The organism is Streptomyces sp. Je 1-4 4N24 (assembly GCF_026239515.1).
Taxonomy (GTDB): Bacteria; Actinomycetota; Actinomycetes; order Streptomycetales; family Streptomycetaceae; genus Streptomyces; species Streptomyces nigrescens.
Genome location: NZ_CP110836.1, coordinates 4,088,938 through 4,106,664 on the forward strand (window position 1 = coordinate 4,088,938; position 17,727 = coordinate 4,106,664).

The following is a 17,727-nucleotide window of genomic DNA, read 5'->3' on the forward strand; positions in this document are numbered from 1 at the left end:
GCGGGCGCCCCTATCGACGCCGTATCAAGATCCTGCCGACCTCACGAAAACCGGCCAGGAATAACGACTCAATGACGCGGCGATTGCCGCCCTCCCTAACGTCCCGATCAGGAACTCGGCCCGCCCAACCGCGGGTCACGAGCAGGTCAGGGAGTCGACTGTGTACGACGTCATCGTGGTCGGGGCGCGCTGCGCCGGGGCTTCTACAGCCATGCTCTTCGCCCGTGCCGGATACCAGGTACTGATGGTGGACCGCGCCGAGTTCCCCCGGGACACGCTCAGCACGCTCTACATCCACCAGCCCGGTGTGGCGCTGCTGCGGCGCTGGGGCGTGCTCGACAAGGTGATCGCCACCGGCTGCCCGCCACTGGACCGGGCCGTCTACCGGATCGCGGACATCCGCATCGAGGGGTGCTCGATCCCGGTCGACGGCCACCGCGCGGCGTACGCCCCCCGCCGTTATCTGCTGGACGAGATCCTCGCGGACGCCGCGGTCGCCTCGGGCGTGGAGTTCCGCCAGGGCTGCACCGTGACCGAGGTGCTGTCCGACGACGAGGGCCAGGCCGTCGGGGTGCGCTGCCGTACCTCCGACGGGACCACCACGGAGGAGCACGCCCGCCTGGTGGTCGGCGCCGACGGGATGCGCTCCCGTTTCGCCACCATGGTCGACTCCCGCATCACCACCGAGCACCCGGCCGCGACCTGCGCCTACTACACGTACTGGGAAGGCGTCACCGACCGCTTCGAGCTCTACGAGGCACCGGGCCGCTGGGTCGGCACGGTGCCCACGAACGACAACGCCACGCTGATCGCGGCGTACTTCCCGCAGGCCGAGTTCGAGCGGGTCCGCAAGGACGCGATGGGCGCCTATATGGAAGCGGTCCGCAGCACGGCCCCGGAGCTGTACGCGAAGATCGCGTCGCAGACCCCGCTGGAGCGGCTGCACGGCACCGGCGACCAGCGGAACTACTTCCGGGAGGCGGCCGGGCTCGGCTGGGCCCTGGTGGGGGACGCCGGCCACCACAAGGACTCCATCACCGCCCGCGGTATCACCGACGCCTTCCGCCAGGCGCAGTTGCTGGTGGACTGCGTCGGCACCGGGCTGCGCGACCCGGAGAAGCTGCTCGACGGGCTGGAGGAGTACGCCTACCAGCGCGACGAGATCCTCGTCGACGCCTACCACTCGACGCTGTCGGTGGCGGCTCTCGAAGTGGCCGAGCACCGGCTGTCCATGCTGCGCACCGTCGCCGGGGACCAGGAGCTCATGGACCGCTACTTCGCCACGCTGGCGGGCGTCATCGGGGTGGAGGAGTTCTTCACCCCCGACCTGCACCAGCGCGAGCAGCTCACGCGCCGGTAGGAGCCCGCAACCTCGCGAGCTCCCACCCCCTCAACGTCCGTCCGGAACAAGCGCGTTCATCTCAGCACGCGCCCAACCGGACGGCTGATCAAACGTCTTCCCCCGCACCCGGCGGGGCGCGGACGGACACCGCGGGTGGCCGGATGACCACCTGTTTCACTGAAGGAGGCTGTGATGGAAGAGCAGAACGAGCTGTCGACCGTGGAGCCCTACGCACCCCCGATGCTGGCCGAGGTCGGCGAGTTCAACGAGGACACGCTGGGCTTCATCGGCTGGGGCAAGGACATCTTCGGCCACTACGGCGGCTGAACCGTCCCCTCCCTGATCACTCTCAGGAGTATGCGTAGATGACCGGTGCCGGATTCGTGGTCCTGCCGGACACGGCGGCCGCAGACGAGGCTCGCGCGGTGACGCCCTGGGCGGCCCCGCGGGTGCTCTCGCATGCGTCAGGGCGGCCGTGGCTGGTGGGCCGGTGGTCACCCGGGGAACTGCGGGTGGCCACGGCGGGCCCGGTGCAGGTGGCGGTGGCCGGGGTCTGCCCGGTCACCGCCACCCGGTTGTCCGAACTCACCGCGCGGATACGGACGGTGTCCGATGTGGACGCGCTGGCCGCGGCCCTGCCGGGCTCCTGCCATGTGGTGGCCTCGGTCGGCGGACAGGTCCGCGTCCAGGGCAGCCTGACCGGACTGCGCCGGGTCTTCCACACCCGGATCGGCGAGGTGGACATCGCCGCGGACCGGGCCGATGTGCTCGCCGCGATGACCGGTGCCGGGATCGACGCCGGCGCACTGGCCGTACGGGTCGCCTGCGGAGGACTCGTCCCCTCCCCGCTGGCCGATCAGCCCCTGTGGTCCGGTATCGCGGCCCTGGCCCCGGACCACGCTCTGGTGTGGGACCGCGAACGCGCCCGCGCGCTGCGCTGGTGGCGGCCGCCCGCGCCCGAACAGCCGCTGTCGGCAGGTGCGGACGCCGTGCGGGAGGCGCTCACCTCCGCACTGGACGACCGGGCGCCCGCCGAGGGCCGCCTGAGTACCGACCTGTCCGGGGGCATGGACTCGACCTCCCTCTGCTTCCTCGCCGCCCGGAACACCCCGGAGCTGCTGACGTTCCGGTGGGGCGAGGCCGAGGCGGGCAACGACGACGCCGCCTTCGCCTCCCGGTCCATCGGCGCCCTCGACCGCGCCGAGCACCTGATCGTGCCGCCCGCCGAACTCCCCCCGCTGTTCGCCGACCCGGACACGCTGATGGACACGGAGGAGCCCTACCCGTTCGTCCGCACCGCCGCGCGAACCCGGCACACCGCCCGGCTCCTCGCCGGCCGTGGCGCACGCCGGCATCTGGCCGGCCACGGCGGGGACGAGCTGTTCACCCCCTTCCCCGGCTATCTGCACCCCTTGCTCCGGCGCCGTCCGATGACCGCGCTACGGCACGTCCGCGGATACGCCGCCCTCAAACGCTGGCCCGTGCTGCACACCCTGGCCTCGCTGGTGCGCCCCGGCGACGAGGCGGCATGGTGGCAGGACCAGGCCGACCACCTCACCGACCCGCCCCTGCGCAAGCGCCGGCCCAGCCTCGGCTGGGGCCTGTGGCCGCTGCGCGCACCGTCCTGGGCCACCGCCACGGCAACCGACGCGGCCCGCGAGGCACTCCGGCAGACCGCCGCACAGACGCGGCCGCTCTCCACCGACCTGGGGCAGCACCAGTCCCTGGTCGCGCTGCGCACCAGCGCCCCCTGGTACCGCCTGCTGGCCCGCCCGTTCGCCGAGGCCGGTGTGCAGCTGGACTCCCCGTTCTTCGACGACCGGGTCGTCGAAGCGGTCCTGGGCGTCCGGGTGCACGAGCACGCCGGCCCGTGGCGCTACAAGCCGCTGCTGGCCGACGCGATGCGCGGCATCGTCCCCGAAAGCGTGCTGGGCCGTTCCACCAAGGGCGAGTTCAGCGAAGAGGCGAGCACGGGGCTGCGCCGCAACCTGCCCGCGATCCTCGATCTGTTCACCGATTCCGCCCTGGCCGCCCACGGCCTGATCGACCCCGGGAAACTGCGCGCCGGGCTGCTGTCCCCGCAGGCGGACAACGCCATGGGCATCGCGCTGGAGCCCCTGATCGGCTGCGAACTCTGGCTGCGCGCCGCCACCCGCCCCACCCCTGCTTGGAGGTTCGACGATGTCCGTACGTCTTCACCCTGACGTGGTTGCCACCGACACCGACGACGGCACCGTGCTGCTCAACGAACGCACCGGCCGCTACTGGCAGCTCAACTCCACCGGCGGCCAGGTCCTGCGCCGGCTGCTCGACGGCCACGAGGCCGCGCGGATCGCCGCCGATGTCGCGGACCGGCACCGGATCGATCCCCAGCGGGCCGAGCTCGATGTGACCGCGGTGATCGAGCAGCTCCGGGCCGCGCAGCTGGTGATCGCGTGAGCCTGCCCGTCGCCCTGTCCGAGCGGCGCAGACTGCCGCTGCACCGCCGCCTCGTGCCCCTCCTGGCCGTCGGCATCGCCCGGCTGCTGGCCAAGGCCAAGCCCGCCCGGCTGCGGAAGGTCCTGGAGTTCACCCGCCGCGGCGCCCGGCCGGCCACCGCCGACCAGGCCCTCGCGGCCCGCGAGGCCGTCGTCTCCGTCAGCCTGCGCTGCGCCGGCCAGGGCTGTCTGCAGCGCTCCATCGCCACCGCGCTGCTCTGCCGGGCCCGCGGCGCCTGGCCCACCTGGTGCACCGGCGTCCGCACCCACCCCTTCGCCGCCCACGCCTGGGTGGAGGCCGACAGCCACCCCGTCGGCGAACCCCACCCCAAGGGCCACTACAAACCCCTGATCGCCATCCCGCCGGTGGGGGAGGCGGGCGGCCGCTGAGCCGCGGGGGCCGGGGTCCCCGCCGCTCCGCCGGCAGGGCCCACCGGCCGCTGTCAGGCTGCCTTGCCCCGGCCGAACGCCTGCCGCGCCGTGTTGATGCGGCGCACCGTGGCGAACAGCGGCAGCACCGCCGCAAGGGTGAGCTGGAGCACGCAGCCGGTGACCAGGAGGGTCTCGGCGCCCGGAACATCGGCGGCCCAGGCGACCAGGCAGCCGATGTTGACCGCTGCCCACCCCACCGCGGCGATCGCCAGCTTGCCCGTGGGCTTGGGGTACTCGACCCGGCTGACCATGAGCCAGGCGACACCGACCACGGCGACCAGAGTGACCGCGAAGGGCAGTTCGAGCAGGACGATCGAGACCACCGTGAGCGCGGCGAAGGGGATCGGCATGCCCTGGAACATGCCGTCCTGCATCGTCGTGATGGAGAAGCGCGCGAGCCGCAGAAGACCGCCCAGGAGCACGGCGACGGCGGCCGCGACGACCAGCCCGAGATGCGAGCTGTCATTGACCAGGCCCCAGACCACCACGAAGTAGGCGGGCGAGAGACCGAAGCTGATCAGGTCCGAGAGGTTGTCGAGCTCAGCGCCCATGCCCGAACTGCGGAACCTGCGGGCGACCAGCCCGTCGCACAGGTCGAAGAGCGACGCCATCAGGATGAGCATGACCGCGGTGGCGGCGCCGTGGCGCACCATGCCGTCACCCCGGCCCTCCGTGAGGTAGGGAACCAGGACGGATGTGGTGATGAAGTAAATCGAGGAAAAGCCACAGACCGCGTTGCCCAGGGTGAGCACATCGGCGACCGACAGTCTCGAAGGCGACGGCCTGCGAGCCGCGTCCTCGGGCGCTTCCTCGGCCCAAGATGCTGACGTCTCAGGATCAGTAGTGGGCAAAGCTCTCTCCTACGCGCGTGTGTGACTGCCGGTCGACGGTGGCGAGCATCATCCCAGCGGTCCGCCGGGACCGACAGCCGGGCCGGATGCCGCGGTGCGGCACCGGCCCCTGGACGATCAGAAGGGGATCTCGGTCAACCAGTCTGCATGCTCCGGAGAACGGCCCCGCACCACGGAGTGGTACGCCGCATCCAGCGCACGGGTCACCGGACCGGCCTCCCCCTCCCCCACCTTGAGGCCGTCCACCCAGGTCACCGGGAGGATCTCCCACCCCGTGCCCATGAAGAAGACCTCGTCCGCCAGATACAGCTCCGTACGGTCGACCTCACGCTCGACGACGGTGTGACCGAGCTCCCGCAGCAGGGTGATCGAGGTCTCACGGGTCAGGCTTTCGAGGATCCCGCTGGTGGTGGACGGCGTCGAGACCACACCGTCACGGACGATGGCGATACAGGCCCCCGGACCCTCGCTGACCTTCCCTCGCTCGTTCAGCAGGATGGGCCAGTCATGGCCGTTCTCCCGCGCCTCGATCATGGCGAGCCGGCCGTTGTGGTAGTTCGAGAACGCCTTCACGCGCGGGGGCATGGAGGCCTCGTTGATACGCGTCCAGGAACTCACCGCCGCGCGGCAACCGCGGTCGGTGCCCAGGCCGCTCTGGAACGTCCAGCTGTCCACGACGAGTTCGCAGGTCACACCGGCCGGCACCATCTGCTCCTGGACGATGCCCGCGGGGAAGGCCCACGGCCTGAGGTAGACGTCCTCGCGGTACTCGTTCGCGCGCAGGACCTCGATCACGGCGTCGCGCAGGGTCTCGACCCCGTACGGGATGTCGATCCTGACCAGGCGCGCGGACTCGTACAGACGCCTGAGGTGCTCATCGAGCCGGAAGGCGAGCAGCCGGTTCCCGTCGTGGGACACGTACGCCTTGATGCCCTCGAAGACCGAGGCGACCGACGCGTGCCCCACGGCGTTGACGTGGATGCGCGCGTCCGCCCAGGGAACCAGACTGCCGCTGCGCCACAGCCACTTGGGGCCGCCGCGGTCGTTGCGCACCAGTGAATCCATGATCGACATGGGTGCCGCGCCGAGCTCTTGTTCCGTCGTCATGCGGATGCCACCTTTGCTGTGTTACGGGGAACATCGAGCTGTTCCAGACTGTCGAGAACCAGGTCGGCCGCCGCGACCGCGGGGCGCGTGCCCCGCGCCCCCGGTACCGCCACGCACCTCAGCCCCGCGGCCTTGGCCGCCGCCACCCCGACCGCGGAGTCCTCCACAGCAAGGCTCGTCTCCGGCCCCGCCCCCAGCAGGCCGAGGGCGCGCAGATACAGGTCCGGGGCGGGCTTGCGGGCCTCGACCTGCTCGCCCGTGACCACCTCGGCGAACCGTTCGCGCACCGTCAGCCTCTCCAGGTGGCCGAGCACCCAGTGCCGGTCCGAGCTGGAGACGACCGCGCACCGGATGTCCCGCAGCGCGGCGCTTTCGAGCAGACGCGCCACACCGGGCCGCAGCGGTTCGGCGTCGGCGAGCCGGGCCTTCTCCGCGCGGCGCTCGGCCAGTTCCGCTGCGGACAGGGCCCGGCCGAGTCGCCCGGACAGGTCCTGCGCGGCGTACGCTTCCCCGCTCGCGCGACCGGCCATCGCGTTCCAGACCTCGTCGGGAAAGACCAGGCCGTGCCGGTCGTAGAGCAGCTCCCACGACCGGTGCGCGGCCCGCTCCGTATCGCAGATGAGACCGTCGAAGTCCAGCAGGAGCGTGTCCGCGGGCATCTCCGTGAGCATCAGCGCGCGCGACGCGTGCCGCCGAGGACACGCCGGAGGTAGTCGCTGGTGAACATGCCGTCGGGGTCGAGCTCGGCCCTGATGTCCTGGAACGCCTTCCAGCCCGGGTAGAGACCGCAGACCGTCTCCTCCGTCGCCGTGTGCGCCTTGCCCCAGTGCGGCCGCCCCTCGTGCTCCCGCAGCGCTGCCTCGAAGACGCGGAGGAGTTCGGTGTAGCCGACAGTGCGCGGAACGGTGATGTTCACATATGCCGTCGTACGCCCCTGGGCCGGGCTGAGCAGGAAGTCGTCACCGGCGCCGAAGCGCACGGTGATCGAGTACGGGGTGCGCAGCCCGAAAGCCTTGACGTCCTCGTGGACGTGGCGCACCGCGTCGGTGGCCCTCGTCAGCGGCAGGGCGTATTCGAGGGAGAGGAACTTGACCGGCTGCGGGAAGGTGAAGGCGTTGTAGCTGACGTCGACGTAGTCCGCGGGGCCCGCATCGCCGCCGAGTTGAGCCGTCATGATCCGCTGCACGGCACGCTGGTCGATCCGGCCCGCCAGGCCGGCCGTGGCACAGCGCACCTCGCCGAGGGTGTTGGCCCTCCGGCGCTGCGCGGCGTCCGCGGAGACCGGCTCCTCGCTGGGCTCCAGCTTCAGGGTCGAGGCGTTGTCGCTCCAGCCCTTGAGCGAGAAGGTGGCGTGCTCCGCACTTCCGGCGTACGCCTCGATGTCCTCGAGAATGCTCTCCAGCGGCTGACTGCCCTCGGTCACCCTGAGGTGGAACTTGGGGACGCATCGCAGCGTGACCGTGGAGATCACACCCAGCGCGCCGAGGGACGTCACCGCGGCCTGGAACAGCTCCGGGTCCTTCTCGGGGCTGCACTCGCGTACGGTGCCGTCGGCGGTCACCAGGGTCAGCGCCAGGACCTGTCCGGAGAAGGGACGGTGGTGCAGTCCACTGCCGTGGTTGCCCGTGGAGATGGCGCCCGCGATCGTCTGCTCCTCCAGGGTGCCCATGTTGGACAGGGCCAGACCGGCCTTGTCCAGGGACTGGTTGAGCTCTCTGAGCAGCGTGCCGCCGCGCACGGTCACCGAAGGCGCCGCCGGGTCGAGGGCGACGATGCCGGTGTAGCCGGTCAGGTCCAGCAGCACCCCGCTGGTCGTGGCGATGGGGTTGAAGGAGTGCCCCGTCCCGGCCGCGCGCAGCGTCAGACCGCGCTGCGCCGCGTACCGTACGGCGTCGACGAGGTCGCCCTCGTCGGTCGCATGGACCAGACGGTGCGGTACGCACTCGGCGGAGCCCGCCCAGTTGCGCCACCGGGTCATGGCGCGTGGGCGCGCGGGGGTCCGCTGACTCATCACATGGTCCTTTCCGGGGTGGCCGGGCGGGGCAGCACGGCGCAGTGCCGGTTCACGGCGTCCCGCCAGTCGGGCATCGCGAAGCCGAGGCCCGCGAGCCGGTCGGTGTTGAAGGCGGAGAACTTGGGCCTGCCGCCGACGAACTCGCACTCGTCGAAGGAGATCGCGGTCGGCGGGTGGTCCGCGTTGAGCTTGGGGTCGTACTGACTCAGCGCATACGCCCCGAGCTCGTACCGGGTCGCCCGGCCCTCGTTGGCCGCGTGCACCGTGCCGGTGGGGAACTCTTCGAGCGTGATCAGGTGGATGAGGGCGCGGGCCAGGTCAACGGTGTAGGTGGGCCTGCTGTACTGGTCGTCGATCAGCTTCTGCTGCTCGCCGCGCTCGGCCGCCCGGATGGTGGCCAGGACGTCGTCGTTGTTCTCGGCCGCGCCGCCGAACAGCCAGGACGTACGGACCACCAGGTGCTCCGGCACATGGGCGGCTATCTGCTCGCCCGCGAGCTTGGTGAGCGCGTACACGCTCAGGGGGTTGGGGACGTCGGTCTCCCGGTAGCCGTCCTCGGGCGCGCCGGCGCCGTCGAAGACGTAGTCACTGGAGATGTAGACCATCCTGCTGCCGACCCGGCGGCAGGCCTCTGCAACCTGGTGGACTCCGGAGACGTTGACGCGCAGGGCCAGCCCGGGGTCGGTCTCGCAAGGGGCCACGATGGAGATGGCCGCCAGGTGCAGGACGATGTCCGGCCGGAAGCTCTCGACGGACGCCAGGACCGCCGCTTCGTCACCGATGTCGAAGTCGGTGACGGAGACGCCCTGGACGGTCCAGTCGGCGGTGCGGGGGTCGGCGCTCAGTTCCTGCGTCAGAGCCTTGCCGAGGCTGCCGTCGGCACCGGTTATGTAGAGGCGCATGGCTTCTCCTCAGAGGTTGCCGAACTCGGCCCGGAGGTCGGCGGCGGTCGCGCCGGAACTGATGCGGTCGCGGATCTCGTTCTCACGGGCCGCCACCCCGCGGGCGCTCTCCAGCACCTCCTTGGCCTTCTCCGACGCCACCGTGGCCACGCCGTTCTCGTCGGCCACGATGATGTCGCCGGGGAAGATGACCTGGCCGCCGACGGACACGGGGACATTCACCTGAACCGGCTCGATGCGGTCGTGTACGGCGCCGGGGGACTGCCGCGGGGACGTGGTGCGGTACCAGAGGGGGAAGCCGATGTCGCGGATCTCGTCGACGTCGCGGGCGGCGCCGTCGATGATGGCCCCGGCCACACCGAACTTGTGGGAGACCGTCGCGGTGAGGCCGCCCCACATGGCGGTGGTGGCCAGCCCGTGACAGGCCATGATGATGACGTCGCCGGGCTTGGCCCGGGACAGGATCGGCAGGGTGTTGACCCAGTCGTCGATCGAGAGGTCGATGGTGAAGGCGGGGCCCGCGATCTTCTGATCATTGCGGATCACCTGGAAGCCACCGATGGCCCCGACACGGCGCTGGGCATCGGTGACGACGCAGCTGGGGCTGTACTCGGCGAGCAGCTCCCGGAAGCCGTCGATGATCTCCTGCGGGGGCCGCTTCAGCTCGTTGTAGACGGTTTCCATGGTTGTTTCCTCTTCTGGTGGTGGGCGGCTCTCTGGTCTGTCGGTCAGCGGTGCGCGCCGCGGCGGACGCGCTCCTGGATGCGCTCGGCAAGCCGCTTCGCGCTCAGTCCGTGGGCGTCGAGGACCTCCGCCTCGGTGCCGCACTCGGGCACCTCGGTCAGACCGATTCCGGTGAAGGCGGGCAGGCCCTCTTGGACGAGTTCGAGGAGCGAACGGGCGATCAGGTCCGCCTGTCCGCCGTGTGTGTAGTGGTTCTCGACGACGAAGAGTTGGTCGGCCCCGGCGGCCAGGTCCGCCAGCCAGGCGGAGTCGACGCGGTTCAGCCAGGGCAGGGCGACCACGGTGAGCTCGATGCCCTCCGCGGTCAGCAGCTGGGCGGCCCGCAGCAGCTGGGTCAGCACGATGGGCCCGGAGCCGATGGCCACCGTCCTGCCGCCGGCCCGCACGACGCGGCCGTGTCCGAGCGTCAGCGGCTCGGCGCCGAGCGCCTCGGCTTCCTCGGAGACCGGAGTACTGACGAGCCGCAGATAGGTGCTCGACTCGGCGTCGGCACAGTAGTCGACGGCCGCTTCCGTCTCGGCCGAGTTGGCGGGCTCCAGGACGACCAGCCCGGGAACCGCGCCCAGCGCGCTGATGTCCCGCACCGCCTGGTGGGAGTGGCCGGGCGCGGCCGGAATCAGGCCGGCGAGGGAGCCCACGTAGACGATCTTCCGGTGCTCCGACGCGTTGGTGTAGATCTGTTCGTTCGGCCTGGCGTGCAGGAAGCAGGAGAAGGAGTGCACGAAGGGCAGCAGTCCGCGCGAGGCCAGACCTCCGGCCATCGAGACCATGTCCTGTTCCGCGATACCGCACTCGACGAAGCGCTCCGGCAGAGCCTGGGAGAACGGGATCAGACCCGTGTCGAGCACCAGGTCCGCGTCCAGGGCGACGATCCGTTCGTCGGCCAGCGCCCGGTTCACGAGGGCACGGCCGTAGACCTGCGGGAGCTGCGGGCCCGACGGCTTGACGGGCAGGGTGAGGTCGGCCCGGGAGAACGCGAGTGGGGCCAGTCCGTGCCGGCCGAGCAGCGCGTCCAGCGACGCGACCAGCTCCCCGTGTGCCCTGAGGTAGTCCTCCCGGGCCGGGGCGCCGCTGTGGAAGCGGTAGCGCCACTCGCCCTCGGGCATCGACGTGGCCGCGAAGGTGGCGGCTCCGGCGCCCTTGACCGTATCGGCGATGATGACGGCGGGAACCCCGGCGTGCTCCTTCTCCCGCAGCCGGAAGGCGGAGTCCAGCTCCTGCGCCGAGTTGCCGTCGCAGCGCAGCACGCCCCATCCGAAGGACCTGAACTTCGCCTCCAGGTCGCCCAGATCACTCACCTCGGCGACCCAGGTGTCGGACTGGATCTTGTTGTGGTCGACGATGACGGTCAGTTCGCCCATGCCATGGCGGACCGCACCCGCCAGTGCCTCCCAGTTCTGGCCCTCCTGCAGCTCTCCGTCGCCGGTCAGGACGTAGACCCGGCGCCTGGCACCGGCCAGCCGGTCGCCGAGGATCATGCCCTTGGCCCGGGAGATCCCCATACCGAGAGAACCGGTATTGGCGTGCATGTGCGGGATGCTCACATCGGGGTGCCCCGGCAGCCCGCCCAGCCTGCGCAGCTGGTGCAGCTTCTCCTCGGGCAGCGCGCCGAGCCCGATCAGGGAGGCGTAGAGGCCGGGAGCGTCGTGGCCCTTGGAGGAGAAGTAGATGTCTCCACCGGGTTCGAAGGGCGACCGCATCTCCTGCAGCAGCAGCCAGGACACCGTGTCGGCCGCGCTGAAACTGGACCCGAGGTGGCCGGACCCGGCTCGCACGATGCTGTAGAGGGTGTTGATGCGGGAGGCGTCAGCGAAGGCGCGACTGCGCTCGTGCACATCGCCGATGCCCTCAAGAATGCGGGTGAACTCGTCGGCCGGCAGCCAGGCGAGAGAGGTGTTCATGACTTCTCCAGAAGTACGGGCGGCGGGCCGGGCCTCACCAGCAGACGTAGCCGCCGTCCACCAGCAGCTCCGTGCCGGTCACGTAGCTGCTCATGTCCGAGGCGAGAAAGAGAAGAGGGCCGGTCAGATCCGAGGCGTCGGCCATCCGGCGCAGGGGCACACGGTCGCTGAACTTGCCCCGGAACAGCGGATCCTGGCCGCCCAGCACTCCGCCCGGCGACAGCGTGTTGACCCGTACCCGCCTGGGGCCCCACAGGGCCGCGAGATACCGGGTCAGCGCCGCGGCCCCCGCCTTGGACATGCCGTAGGCCGGCGGCTTGAGGAAGGGCGGGTCCTGCGGCAGATGTTCGTACAGACGCGGGTCCGGCGCCATGCTGCCGTACAGGGAACCGATATTGATGACGGAACCGGCTCCGTTACGGGCCATCTCCGAGCCGAACACCTGGCAGACCCGGAGCACCCCGAGAGCGTTGACGCTCAGGACGGCCTCGGAGACCTCGGCGGGAATGTCGTCGAAGAGCCAGCTGCCGCCCGTGGCGCTCGGCGGTTGGTCGATCCCCGCGTTGTTGACGAGGACCGTCGGGGAACCCACCTCGGCCAGGCACGTTTTCAGTGCCGTGCGGAGGCTCTCGGTGTCCGTGACATCCGCTTCGAGGAGATGGAAGCGGCCGGCCGGACGACGGGCGAGCAGCTCCTGGAACTCCTCCGGAACCACTGTGGTGCGGTCGAGGCCCACCACGACGGCGCCCGCGCCGAGCAGCGCGTCCGTCCAGATCGCGCCCAAGCGGCCGAGGACGCCGGTCACCACCGCAACCTGACCGGTGAGGTCGATGTGCGTGCTCACGGGACGCTCAGCCGAGGTCGGTGAACTGGATGGCGTCGTCGGCTGCCAGCGCCACCGACAGCGGACGGCCGATGACCTGGTCGATCAGATACGGACGCAGGCCGTCGCCGGGAGACTTGATGGCGATGTCCTCGGTGGTGAGGACATGACCGGCAGTCAGGTCGCGTGCGGCCACGAGCTTCTTGGCCATCTTGCGCAGAGCGGGGGCTTCGACCGGCAGCTGACGCTTCTCGGGGCTCCCCAGGGAGCGACGGGTCCGCTCCAGGCTGTCCACCAGCTCCCGCAGATGGCTCCCCTCCAGGGAGAAGTGGTGGTCGCTGCCCGGCAGGCCGCGGTCCAGGGTGACGTGCTTCTCGACGACGCGGGCGCCCAACGTGTAGGCGATCACGCTCGATTCGGTCTCGACGTCATGGCCCGACAGCCCCACCACCACGTCCGGGAACTCCTCCCGGTAGGTACTGATCACCGAGAGGTTCAGCACCTCCGGGGTGGCGGGGTATGCCGCGGTGCACTGCAGCAGTGCCAGCTGGTCGTTGATCGGAGCGACGGTGTCGACGGCCCGGCGGACTTCGTCCATGTCCGCGCCACCGGTGCTCACGATGAGCGGAATACCGGTCTTGGCCGCGTAGGCGAGCAGGGGGGTGTTGGTCAGATCGCCGGAAGCAATCTTGATGGCGGGAACACCCAGCTCAGCGAGGAAGTCAACACTCGGGAAGTCAAAGGCGGTCGAGAAGAAATCGATTCCCAGCTCTCGTGCGAGCTGGGCGAGTTCACGGTACTCACGGACGCCGAACTCCAGGGCTTCACGGTGCTCGCCATAAGTGGCACCGAAGCTGTTCCGGCTCGTGTAGGGCTCGTTGTACATGGCCTTGGTGAACAGCGCCTTGTTATCGCGCTTCTGCAGCTTGGCTGCCTGTGCACCGGATTCCGCGGCCATGCGGACGAGTTCGGCCGCCTTCTCTAAATCACCGCCGTGATTGTGCCCGATTTCGGCGATGACATAGGCCCCCGAGCTGTCAGTGATTAAGGTGTCACCGATAGTCATGTTGTGGGTCATGAGCAGATATCCCCCTACTTGCACGACAGCGCGGAAGAGGGGGTCAAAAAGCGGACATCTCCCTCCCCCGAGCGATTGACCGCCTGAACGGTAACATGGTCTGATCGAGCGCGGCGTCTATTATTTTGACCGCAACTGACCACAACGGGGGCTCAGTTGATGATGATGGCGACCCATGCCTGAGTTGAGTACGAGTAGCCGCTGAAGCGACCGGGGGGCCGGCTCTCGCAGCCTTCAGCGTGGCGTGTCCCACCAACAATTGAGAGAAATGACACTGTGAGCATCCTGCTGCTGCACACGAGGAATCTGAGTCGCCGCAAGCACCTGGCCAGGGTGAGGGACTACGCCAGGGAACACGGTGAGCGCCTTTTGATGATCATGAAAGACGCCACCTGGGAGAGTTCCTACGTCGATTGCGTCGTCCCCGCGGATACCACCAGCATCGAAGAGACGGTGACAGCGGTTCGCACGCTGATCGCCGCGGAGGAAGAACCCGTACGCGGCATTGTGACGTTCGTCGAGCAGAGCGTTCCCGCGGCAGCCGCGGTGGCTGCGGAACTCGGCCTTCCGTCCATTGGCGAAAAGGCCGCGTACCTCGCGCGTGACAAGTACGCCATGCGCTCCGCATTCGGACAGGCGGGCCTCGCACAGCCGGGATTCCAGCTCGCCACGGACCTGGACGCGGCCGTCAAGGGTGCCGCGGAGCTCGGATACCCGCTGGTCCTGAAGCCGTTGATCGGCGGGGGCAGCAAGTACGTACGCCGGGTGGACAACGACGCCGAGCTGGCCGAGCACTTCGAGCCGCTGCAGCGGGGCGCCTGGACCGGCTTCACCCACGACCCGTTACACACCCGCACCCGCGCGCAGTACGACGAGGCCCTGCTCCTTGAGGCATACGTCCCGGGGTCCGAGATCAGCGTCGAGTCACTCGTCGTCGACGGTGAGACCCGCATCGTGGCCGTCCACGACAAGCCGCTGCCCATGGAAGGCCCCTTCTTCGAAGAGGTCTACTACACGACCCCCACCCGGCTCCCGGACGGACTGGTCCGGCGCATCACCGCTGCGGTCGGCACTGCTCATGAGGCGCTCGGCATCACCACCGGCGCCACCCACACGGAGTTCCGCATCACCGCGGACGGCGAGCCGTACATCCTGGAGACGGCGGCACGCCTGGGTGGCGGGCCGGTCTACCAGTCCGTCCTCCTGAGCACGGGAATCGACATGGTCGAGGCCCAGCTCGACCTCGCGACCGGCCGCGCGCCGCGCCTGGACATGGCGGGCCCGCCGAGGCCCACCGGCTTCTACCTCTTCTTCGCCGAGCGGGCCGGCGAACTCGTCGGCGTGGCGGGTCTCGACCGGGTCGAGGCCGACGACCGGGTCAGCGAGATCATGCTCTACGGGCAGCCCGGCGACCAGGTCCTCGTACCGCCCCATGCCTCGGCGGCCCACGGACATGTCGTCTTCTCCGCCGCCACCGCCGAAGCCGTCGAGGCGGCGTTCCACGAGTTCCGTGACGCCATCGCCGTGGAGGTCCGATGAGGTATCTGGTCCTCAACCGGACCCCTCTCACCGGGCGTCCCTTTCCGGACTGGCTCGGCACCGATCACGAGGCCATCCTGCTGACCGACGCGGCGGCCGTCTCCGCCGAACCGGACGTGCGCTCGGCCCAACTCGGCGGATACGCACATGTGGAGGTGATCGACGACTTCCACTTCAACCCTCTGGTGGAGAGCCGGGCCCTCACACTGCACCGGAAATGGAACGTCGACCGCGTCATCGCGCTGTCGGAATTCGACATCCTCCGAGCCGCGCGCCTGCGTGAGCTGTTCGGCGTGCCCGGCCAGGACGTCGCGAGCGCGACCGCCTTCCGCGACAAACTCATGATGAAGCACATCCTGGCGGAGGCCGGCATTCCGCTGGCCCCCTACGCCCCCGTCGCGAACCTCCAGGACCTGCTCGGATTCGTCGGGCAACAGGGCTTCCCCGTCGTCGTGAAGCCCCGGCGCGGCGGCGGCTCCATGGATGTACACGTCCTGCACGACCTGCAGGACGTCGAATCCCTGCTCGCCGCCCACCGGGACCTCGGCACCGACGACGGAGCCCAGCTGCTTGCCGAGAAGTACATCGAGCACGAGCTGCTGCACGTCGACGGCATCGTCGTGGCCGGGGAGACCCGCCTGATGTGGCCCTCGACCCAGGGCGACAGCACCTGTCTGGACATCAAGCAGGGACAGGCGCTGCACAGCTGTCTGCTGGACGCCGACGACCCGCTCCTCGATCCCGTACGGGAACTCACCGGCCGCGCCCTGGCCGCGCTGCCGGTCCCGGACACCTTCATGTTCCACGCCGAGGTCTTCCTCGACGCGGACCGCCGCCTCGTGTTCAACGAGGTCGCCAGCCGTATGGGCGGCGGGATGATCGAGCACGTCCTGCAGCTGGGCTTCGGCATCACCCTGCCCGAGGTCTACGTCCGCTCCCTCAGCGGCAACGCCCCCGCCGCCGTCCCGGCCGTGCCCGAGCGGATCGCCGGCCTCTCCCTGTTCCCGCCCCGTGTCGGCACCCTGGTGACGATCCCCGACACCTGCCCGGTGCCCGGCATCGACACGTACAGCAGACACGCCGAACCGGGAACCGTGCTCGAACCCGCCCGGCTGAGCGTGGAGAAGATCGGTTCCGTACTCGCCACCGGCCGTACCCGCGGCGAGGTCGAGACGGCGCTCGCCGAGGCCCTGGCGTGGTTCGAGCGCTCCACGGTGATCCGGCCCGCCACGGACGGCACCGGGGCAGGCAGCGCCTCGTGATCACCACGCTGCGCACCGCCGGACGTACGCCGGGTTGTCTGCTGCTGCTGAGCGGCAACTTCGCGGTCGCGTTCGGCAGCAACCTCGTCCTTCCCTACCTCGCGGTCTTCCTGACCCGGGAAGAGCACCTCAGCCCGGCCGTGGTGGCCGTGGCGATCACGGTGAAGTTCTGGTCCCAGCAGGGTCTGACCCTGCTGGGAGGCTGGATCGCCGACCGTCTCGGCGCGGTGGGCGCCATGTGCGGAGGGCTGCTGGTCAGAGCCCTGTCGTATCTCCTTCTCCTGGCCGCCTCCGGTCCCGTGCCGGTGGTCGCCGCCTGCGCGCTCCTCGGATTCGGCGGCGCGGTCTATGTACCGGCCTCGAAGTCGGCACTGGTACAGCTGTTGGGCACCAGCGAACAGCTCAGGACCGTGTTCGCCCTGCGCAGCACCGCCAACAACGCGGGCAACGCCCTCGGCCCCCTCGCCGGCAGCCTCCTGCTGCTCCTCGCCGACGCCCGGGTCAGCTTCATCGTCACCAGCGCCGTGTTCGTGGTCCTGGCCGTCATCCTGCTGCGGCTGCGCGCCTTGCCCGCTATCGGCAGAACGACGGACGCCTCGACCACCGAGGACTCCCCGGCCGCCCCCGGACACCGGCCCAAGGGCACCCGGAAGCTCGCATGGATCATGCTCTGCGCCTTCGCCTTCGGCTTCTGCTACATCCAACTCGAGTACGCGCTCCCGGTGTTCACCGGAAGCGTGCAGAGCCCGTCGTTCGTCGGTGTCCTGTTCGCCGTCAACGCGGTCGCCGTGGTGCTGCTCCAGGTGCCGCTGAACCGGTCCGTCAGCCGTATCCGCAGTGGCGCGCTGGTCATCTCCGGCGCACTCCTGCTGATGGCGACCGGCTTCGCGGCCGCCTCTCTGGGGACGATGGCCGGCCTTGTGGTGTGCATTCTGCTCTTCTCCGTCGGAGAGGTCCTGATCGACCCCTGCATCGACAGTGAGGTCGCCGCATCGGTCCCGGCACAACACCGCGGCACGGCCTTCGGCTTCATCGGCACCTCCATAGCCATCGGCGGAGCCGCCGCCAATGCCCTGGCCGCGCTGCTCTCCTCCGACCACGGAGCAGTGAACCACCAGTTCTGGCTCCTCCTGGCCGCCGTGAGCGCCGGCTTCGCCGCCCTCGTCCACGCCACCTCACTGTTCACATCACCGGCCCCGGCGGCGAGCGCAAATTGCCCCTGAATGCCGGTCCGGGCCTTCAGGGCACTTCGCCG

Annotated in this window: 17 protein-coding genes; 8 read left to right on the forward strand and 9 right to left on the reverse strand. The window is 69.9% G+C overall.

The features are described from left to right. Positions 1–160: 160 nt before the first annotated feature. The 5 genes from SLV14N_RS17530 to SLV14N_RS17550 all read left to right on the forward strand — a co-directional run bounded on the left by SLV14N_RS17530 (position 161) and on the right by SLV14N_RS17550 (position 4,209). Positions 161–1,360, forward strand: a complete 1,200-nt coding sequence (locus SLV14N_RS17530) for an NAD(P)/FAD-dependent oxidoreductase (RefSeq protein ID WP_208681899.1) — start codon at positions 161–163, stop codon at positions 1,358–1,360. 174 nt (positions 1,361–1,534) lie between these two features. After that, complete coding sequence (locus SLV14N_RS17535) at positions 1,535–1,669, forward strand: lasso RiPP family leader peptide-containing protein (protein ID WP_208681900.1); 135 nt, start codon at positions 1,535–1,537, stop codon at positions 1,667–1,669. Positions 1,670–1,707: 38 nt separating this feature from the next. After that, complete coding sequence (locus tag SLV14N_RS17540; RefSeq protein WP_263270036.1) at positions 1,708–3,546, forward strand: lasso peptide isopeptide bond-forming cyclase; 1,839 nt, start codon at positions 1,708–1,710, stop codon at positions 3,544–3,546. Next, positions 3,524–3,781 carry a lasso peptide biosynthesis PqqD family chaperone gene (locus tag SLV14N_RS17545; RefSeq protein WP_208681905.1) on the forward strand — a complete coding sequence of 86 codons (258 nt, stop codon included), beginning with the start codon at positions 3,524–3,526 and terminating at the stop codon, positions 3,779–3,781. Before SLV14N_RS17540 ends, SLV14N_RS17545 begins: the two co-directional genes overlap by 23 nt. After that, positions 3,778–4,209 (forward strand): lasso peptide biosynthesis B2 protein, encoded by a 432-nt coding sequence (locus SLV14N_RS17550; protein ID WP_208681907.1) that lies wholly within the window; start codon positions 3,778–3,780, stop codon positions 4,207–4,209. Before SLV14N_RS17545 ends, SLV14N_RS17550 begins: the two co-directional genes overlap by 4 nt. A 53-nt stretch (positions 4,210–4,262) precedes the next feature. On the opposite strand, the gene pssA is transcribed toward SLV14N_RS17550, so the two are convergent. From pssA to SLV14N_RS17595, 9 genes are all read right to left on the reverse strand, one after another. After that, entirely contained in the window at positions 4,263–5,102 is an 840-nt protein-coding gene (pssA, locus tag SLV14N_RS17555) for a CDP-diacylglycerol--serine O-phosphatidyltransferase (RefSeq protein ID WP_208681909.1), read from the reverse strand. 117 nt (positions 5,103–5,219) lie between these two features. Next, entirely contained in the window at positions 5,220–6,209 is a 990-nt protein-coding gene (locus SLV14N_RS17560) for a branched-chain amino acid transaminase (RefSeq protein WP_263270037.1), read from the reverse strand. Then, positions 6,206–6,868, reverse strand: a complete 663-nt coding sequence (locus SLV14N_RS17565; RefSeq protein WP_263270039.1) for an HAD family phosphatase — start codon at positions 6,866–6,868, stop codon at positions 6,206–6,208. The genes SLV14N_RS17560 and SLV14N_RS17565 overlap by 4 nt, the downstream gene beginning before the upstream one ends. Positions 6,869–6,879: 11 nt before the next feature. Further along, entirely contained in the window at positions 6,880–8,220 is a 1,341-nt protein-coding gene (locus SLV14N_RS17570) for a D-arabinono-1,4-lactone oxidase (RefSeq protein WP_263270041.1), read from the reverse strand. Then, a complete protein-coding gene (locus tag SLV14N_RS17575; RefSeq protein ID WP_208681915.1) occupies positions 8,220–9,125 on the reverse strand; it encodes an NAD(P)-dependent oxidoreductase in 906 nt (301 codons plus the stop codon). Before SLV14N_RS17575 ends, SLV14N_RS17570 begins: the two co-directional genes overlap by 1 nt. Positions 9,126–9,134: 9 nt before the next feature. Continuing rightward, positions 9,135–9,809 carry an RraA family protein gene (locus SLV14N_RS17580; protein ID WP_208681917.1) on the reverse strand — a complete coding sequence of 225 codons (675 nt, stop codon included), beginning with the start codon at positions 9,807–9,809 and terminating at the stop codon, positions 9,135–9,137. A gap of 44 nt (positions 9,810–9,853) precedes the next feature. Then, a complete protein-coding gene (locus tag SLV14N_RS17585; RefSeq protein ID WP_263270043.1) occupies positions 9,854–11,770 on the reverse strand; it encodes a transketolase C-terminal domain-containing protein in 1,917 nt (638 codons plus the stop codon). Positions 11,771–11,804: 34 nt separating this feature from the next. Next, a complete protein-coding gene (locus SLV14N_RS17590; protein WP_208681921.1) occupies positions 11,805–12,614 on the reverse strand; it encodes an SDR family oxidoreductase in 810 nt (269 codons plus the stop codon). A gap of 7 nt (positions 12,615–12,621) precedes the next feature. Further along, the gene (locus SLV14N_RS17595) at positions 12,622–13,671 is read right to left on the reverse strand and encodes an N-acetylneuraminate synthase family protein (RefSeq protein WP_263270044.1); all 1,050 of its coding nucleotides are present in this window, start codon (positions 13,669–13,671) and stop codon (positions 12,622–12,624) included. Between the two features lie 372 nt (positions 13,672–14,043). Between SLV14N_RS17595 and SLV14N_RS17600 the strand changes: the two genes are divergently transcribed. From SLV14N_RS17600 to SLV14N_RS17610, 3 genes are read left to right on the forward strand one after another with little or no spacing between them, the layout of a single operon-like run. Continuing rightward, the gene (locus SLV14N_RS17600; RefSeq protein ID WP_336298236.1) at positions 14,044–15,210 is read left to right on the forward strand and encodes an ATP-grasp domain-containing protein; all 1,167 of its coding nucleotides are present in this window, start codon (positions 14,044–14,046) and stop codon (positions 15,208–15,210) included. Next, positions 15,207–16,472 carry an ATP-grasp domain-containing protein gene (locus SLV14N_RS17605; protein ID WP_208681925.1) on the forward strand — a complete coding sequence of 422 codons (1,266 nt, stop codon included), beginning with the start codon at positions 15,207–15,209 and terminating at the stop codon, positions 16,470–16,472. Before SLV14N_RS17600 ends, SLV14N_RS17605 begins: the two co-directional genes overlap by 4 nt. Next, on the forward strand, positions 16,469–17,695 hold the full coding sequence (locus SLV14N_RS17610; protein ID WP_263270045.1) for an MFS transporter: 1,227 nt from the start codon (positions 16,469–16,471) through the stop codon (positions 17,693–17,695). Before SLV14N_RS17605 ends, SLV14N_RS17610 begins: the two co-directional genes overlap by 4 nt. The last annotated feature ends 32 nt before the right edge of the window (positions 17,696–17,727 follow it).

Excerpts from the sequence above, each read along its gene's own strand:
- SLV14N_RS17535 (WP_208681900.1), top strand. The coding sequence starts at position 1,535 with ATGGAAGAGCAGAACGAGCTGTCGACCGTGGAGCCCTACGCACCCCCG.
- SLV14N_RS17540 (WP_263270036.1), top strand. The coding sequence starts at position 1,708 with ATGACCGGTGCCGGATTCGTGGTCCTGCCGGACACGGCGGCCGCAGAC.
- SLV14N_RS17545 (WP_208681905.1), top strand. The coding sequence starts at position 3,524 with ATGTCCGTACGTCTTCACCCTGACGTGGTTGCCACCGACACCGACGAC.
- SLV14N_RS17560 (WP_263270037.1), bottom strand. The coding sequence starts at position 6,209 with ATGACGACGGAACAAGAGCTCGGCGCGGCACCCATGTCGATCATGGAT.
- SLV14N_RS17565 (WP_263270039.1), bottom strand. The coding sequence starts at position 6,868 with ATGCCCGCGGACACGCTCCTGCTGGACTTCGACGGTCTCATCTGCGAT.
- SLV14N_RS17570 (WP_263270041.1), bottom strand. The coding sequence starts at position 8,220 with ATGAGTCAGCGGACCCCCGCGCGCCCACGCGCCATGACCCGGTGGCGC.
- SLV14N_RS17575 (WP_208681915.1), bottom strand. The coding sequence starts at position 9,125 with ATGCGCCTCTACATAACCGGTGCCGACGGCAGCCTCGGCAAGGCTCTG.
- SLV14N_RS17580 (WP_208681917.1), bottom strand. The coding sequence starts at position 9,809 with ATGGAAACCGTCTACAACGAGCTGAAGCGGCCCCCGCAGGAGATCATC.
- SLV14N_RS17585 (WP_263270043.1), bottom strand. The coding sequence starts at position 11,770 with ATGAACACCTCTCTCGCCTGGCTGCCGGCCGACGAGTTCACCCGCATT.
- SLV14N_RS17595 (WP_263270044.1), bottom strand. The coding sequence starts at position 13,671 with ATGACCCACAACATGACTATCGGTGACACCTTAATCACTGACAGCTCG.
- SLV14N_RS17600 (WP_336298236.1), top strand. The coding sequence starts at position 14,044 with ATGATCATGAAAGACGCCACCTGGGAGAGTTCCTACGTCGATTGCGTC.
- SLV14N_RS17605 (WP_208681925.1), top strand. The coding sequence starts at position 15,207 with ATGAGGTATCTGGTCCTCAACCGGACCCCTCTCACCGGGCGTCCCTTT.